Origin of the sequence: uncultured Agathobaculum sp., from assembly GCF_963927765.1 — a bacterium.
Lineage (GTDB): Bacteria > Bacillota > Clostridia > Oscillospirales > Butyricicoccaceae > Agathobaculum.
This window is the reverse complement of sequence record NZ_CAWVCU010000132.1, coordinates 1-3,536: the sequence shown is the minus strand read 5'-3', so window position 1 is coordinate 3,536 and position 3,536 is coordinate 1. Positions and strand designations below refer to the sequence as shown.

Sequence of the window (3,536 nt, the reverse complement as noted above, 5' to 3'; positions counted from 1 at the left end):
ATCAAGGGGGCGTTTACTTATGTTCATCACCATCACCCGCGACACGCTGTACCGCATCGGCGCGGCGGCGGGCGTGTGCGCGCTGCTTGCCGCGCTGTTTTTCCTTGTTCCGCAGGAGGAACGCGGAAATACCGTGCAGACAACCGCTGGCACAGAGGAAGCCGTGCCCACATCCATCAGCGACTGGGGTCTGTCTTTCCAGACCGAAGGACAGCCGCCGGTCGGCAACGTATCGGCCGAGACGCTGCTGCAATGGGATTGCTATTATGTGGGCGACACGACCAAAAACACCATCTATCTGACCTTTGACGCAGGCTACGAAAACGGAAACACGGGCGCGATTCTGGACGCGCTGAAAAAGCACAACGCGCCTGCGTGCTTCTTTGTTGTGGGTAACTTTATCGACTCTGCGCCCGAGCTGGTGCAGCGCATGGTGGACGAGGGGCATATTGTCGGCAACCACACGCTGCACCATCCGGATATGTCCTCCATTTCCGACAAGGAAGCCTTTGCCGCCGAGCTGAACGGACTGGAAGAGAAATACACCGCGTTAACCGGCCAGCCGATGCAGAAATTCTACCGCCCGCCGCAGGGCAAGTTCAGCGAGGAAAATCTCAAGCAGGCGCAGGAATTGGGCTACACGACTGTGTTCTGGTCGCTGGCGTATGTGGATTGGTACACCGACAACCAACCGACCGACGAGCAAGCCTTCGCCAAGCTGCTGCCACGCATCCACAACGGCGCAATCGTGCTGCTGCACTCAACGAGCGAGACCAACGCGCGCATCCTCGACGAGCTGCTGACCCGTTGGGAAAACGAGGGCTACACCTTCGGCAGTCTGACTGATCTGGCGGCGAGTTAATCCGCGCAAGCCGCGTCCTCCGCATCGCGCAGCGCCTGTTCGAGCGCGCCGCGGACTTTCGCAAATGACCGCACCCATCCGGTGCGGTTTTTTCGTTTGGCGCGGCCCGCTTGTTTTGCCGCCCCGCCTTGTGGTATACTGATAGCAGGGCAAAGATTGACAAGAGAGGAATGAACTGTTATGGATAAATCCAAGGTTTACTTTGCGGACTTCCGCACAACCCTGACCGAGAATTTGCAGCAAAAGCTGACCCGCCTAATGAAAACAGCGGGCATGGACAGCATCGACTTTGACAAGAAATTCACCGCCATCAAAATCCACTTCGGCGAGCCGGGCAACCTCGCGTTCCTGCGTCCGAACTGGGCAAAAACCGTTGCAGACTTCGTGCGTGAGCGCGGCGGCAAGCCGTTCCTGACCGACTGCAACACGCTGTACGTCGGCGGGCGCAAAAACGCACTCGACCATCTCGACTCTGCATACCTCAACGGCTTTTCGCCGTTCTCCACCGGCTGCCATGTCATCATCGCGGACGGCCTCAAGGGTACGGACGAGGCGTATGTGCCGGTCGAGGGCGGCGAATACGTCAAGGAAGCCAAAATCGGACAGGCCATTATGGACGCGGACGTGTTTATCTCTCTGACCCATTTCAAGGGCCATGAGGCAAGCGGCTTCGGCGGCTGCCTGAAGAACATCGGCATGGGCTGCGGCTCGCGCGCAGGCAAGATGGAGCAGCACAACGCGGGCAAACCGCAAGTCGACCAGAATCCCTGCGTGGGCTGCGGCATGTGCACGCGCATCTGCGCACACAGCGCCATCACCATCACGGACAAAAAGGCGCATATCGACCACGATAAGTGCGTCGGCTGCGGCCGCTGCATCGGCGTGTGCCCGACCGACGCGATCGGCTGCGGCTATGATGAGTCCAACATTGTTTTGAACCGCAAGATCGCGGAATACACCAAGGCGGTTGTGGATGGCCGTCCGTGCTTCCACATTTCGCTCGTCATCGACGTGTCGCCTAACTGCGACTGCCACGCAGAAAACGACGTCGCTATCGTGCCGAACATCGGCATGTTTGCGTCGTTTGACCCGGTTGCACTCGATCAGGCGTGCGCGGATGCGGTCAACGCCGCGCCGGTCAATCCCGCAAGCCTGCTGTGCGACGAGCACGAGCGGCACCACATCCACGACGAGAACGACCACTTCCATGCCGTTCATCCGGACACGAACTGGCAGTCCGCGCTCGAACACGGCGAGAAGATCGGCATCGGCACGCGCCAGTACGAACTGATCAAAATCTGACCGCAAACGCAAAAAAGCGAGGCAAATGCCTCGCTTTTTCTTATATCTGATTGAGCCCGACAGGCAGCGCCAGCTTGAGCGCGACCATCGCGACCATCTCGGCGGCGAAAATGCCCTTGGCCTTGCTTTCGCCCAGATGCTCGCCGAGGCGCGCAAAGGAGCGCTGCATCCGCTCCTCCTTTTCGTCCAAACGGCCGAGCAGCCAGCGCCCGATGAGCTCGAGCGTCCCGATGGTCTGCAAAAACGCCCACGCGACCAGCAGCGCGGTCCCGACAAGCGACCGCTCCTGCGGGTAGGCGAACAGCACAAGGCAGAACACCCAGCCCTCGACCGTCGCGATATGGTGCAAAATCACACCGAAGCGGACAAAATCCTTCACTGCGGCATCATCTCGCGCTCCTCGAAGGCCGCGCGGCGCTTGATATCCGCCATCACAGCGTCGAACTGCGGGATGTCGAGCGACTGCGCACCGTCGCACAGTGCATGCTTGGGATCGTTGTGCACCTCGATAATCAGGCCGTCCGCGCCCGCGGCAATCGCCGCGCGCGACAGCGGCTGCACCATGTCGCGCCGTCCGGCGGCATGGCTCGGGTCAATGATGATCGGCAAATGGCTGAACATCTTAACCAGCGGCACAGCGGAAATATCCAGATTGTTGCGGATGAGGTTCTCAAATGTGCGGATGCCGCGCTCGCACAGGATGACATTGGTGTTGCCTCCCGCGAAGATGTATTCCGCCGCCATGAGGAATTCCTCCATCGTAGCGGACAGGCCGCGCTTGAGCAAAATGGGCTTGTTCGAGCGGCCCAGTTCTTTGAGCAGCATAAAATTCTGCATGTTGCGTGCCCCGAGCTGGATGATGTCCACATCCGCGAACAGATCAAGATGCTTTTCGCTCATGATCTCGGTCACGATCGGCAGCCTGGTCTGGCGTTTGGCCTCGAGCAGCAGCTTCAGCCCTTCGGCCTCCAGCCCTTGGAAGGAGTAGGGCGAGGTGCGCGGCTTGAACGCGCCGCCACGCAGGAAGGACGCGCCCGCCTTTTTGACCGCCTCGGCCACTTCGACGATCTGTGCCTCGCTCTCGACCGAGCACGGGCCTGCCATCACATTGAAATATCCCGCGCCGATCTTGCGCCCCGCGACCTCAATGACCGTGTCCTCGGGATGGAATTTGCGGTTAACGGCCTTGAACGGCTCGGTCACGCGCTGTACACGTTCGACCACGTCATAGGCCATGATGTCCCCTTCATCGAGCTTGGTGGTGTCGCCCATCAGGCCGAGGATAGTGGTATTGGCACCCTCGGAATAGTTGATCCGCAGCCCCATATCCATGAAATGCTGCATCAGACGGTCAACACGTTCCTTGTCGCTG

Annotated in this window: 4 protein-coding genes; 2 read left to right on the top strand and 2 right to left on the bottom strand. The window is 59.8% G+C overall.

What is annotated here, in order from left to right; all coding sequences use genetic code 11:
• Positions 1 to 19: 19 nt before the first annotated feature.
• Both ABGT74_RS11835 and ABGT74_RS11830 read left to right on the top strand, forming a co-directional pair.
• Positions 20 to 862 (top strand): polysaccharide deacetylase family protein, encoded by an 843-nt coding sequence (locus ABGT74_RS11835; protein ID WP_346705631.1) that lies wholly within the window; start codon positions 20 to 22, stop codon positions 860 to 862.
• Between the two features lie 180 nt (positions 863 to 1,042).
• A complete protein-coding gene (locus ABGT74_RS11830; RefSeq protein ID WP_346705630.1) occupies positions 1,043 to 2,164 on the top strand; it encodes a DUF362 domain-containing protein in 1,122 nt (373 codons plus the stop codon).
• Between the two features lie 40 nt (positions 2,165 to 2,204).
• On the opposite strand, the gene ABGT74_RS11825 is transcribed toward ABGT74_RS11830, so the two are convergent.
• Positions 2,205 to 2,543: a hypothetical protein gene (locus ABGT74_RS11825; protein ID WP_346705629.1), complete on the bottom strand. Its 339-nt coding sequence runs from the start codon at positions 2,541 to 2,543 to the stop codon at positions 2,205 to 2,207.
• Positions 2,540 to 3,536, bottom strand: a 997-nt coding sequence (aroF, locus tag ABGT74_RS11820; RefSeq protein WP_346705628.1) for a 3-deoxy-7-phosphoheptulonate synthase, incomplete at its 5' end; no start/stop codon positions are given. The genes aroF and ABGT74_RS11825, both read right to left, overlap by 4 nt.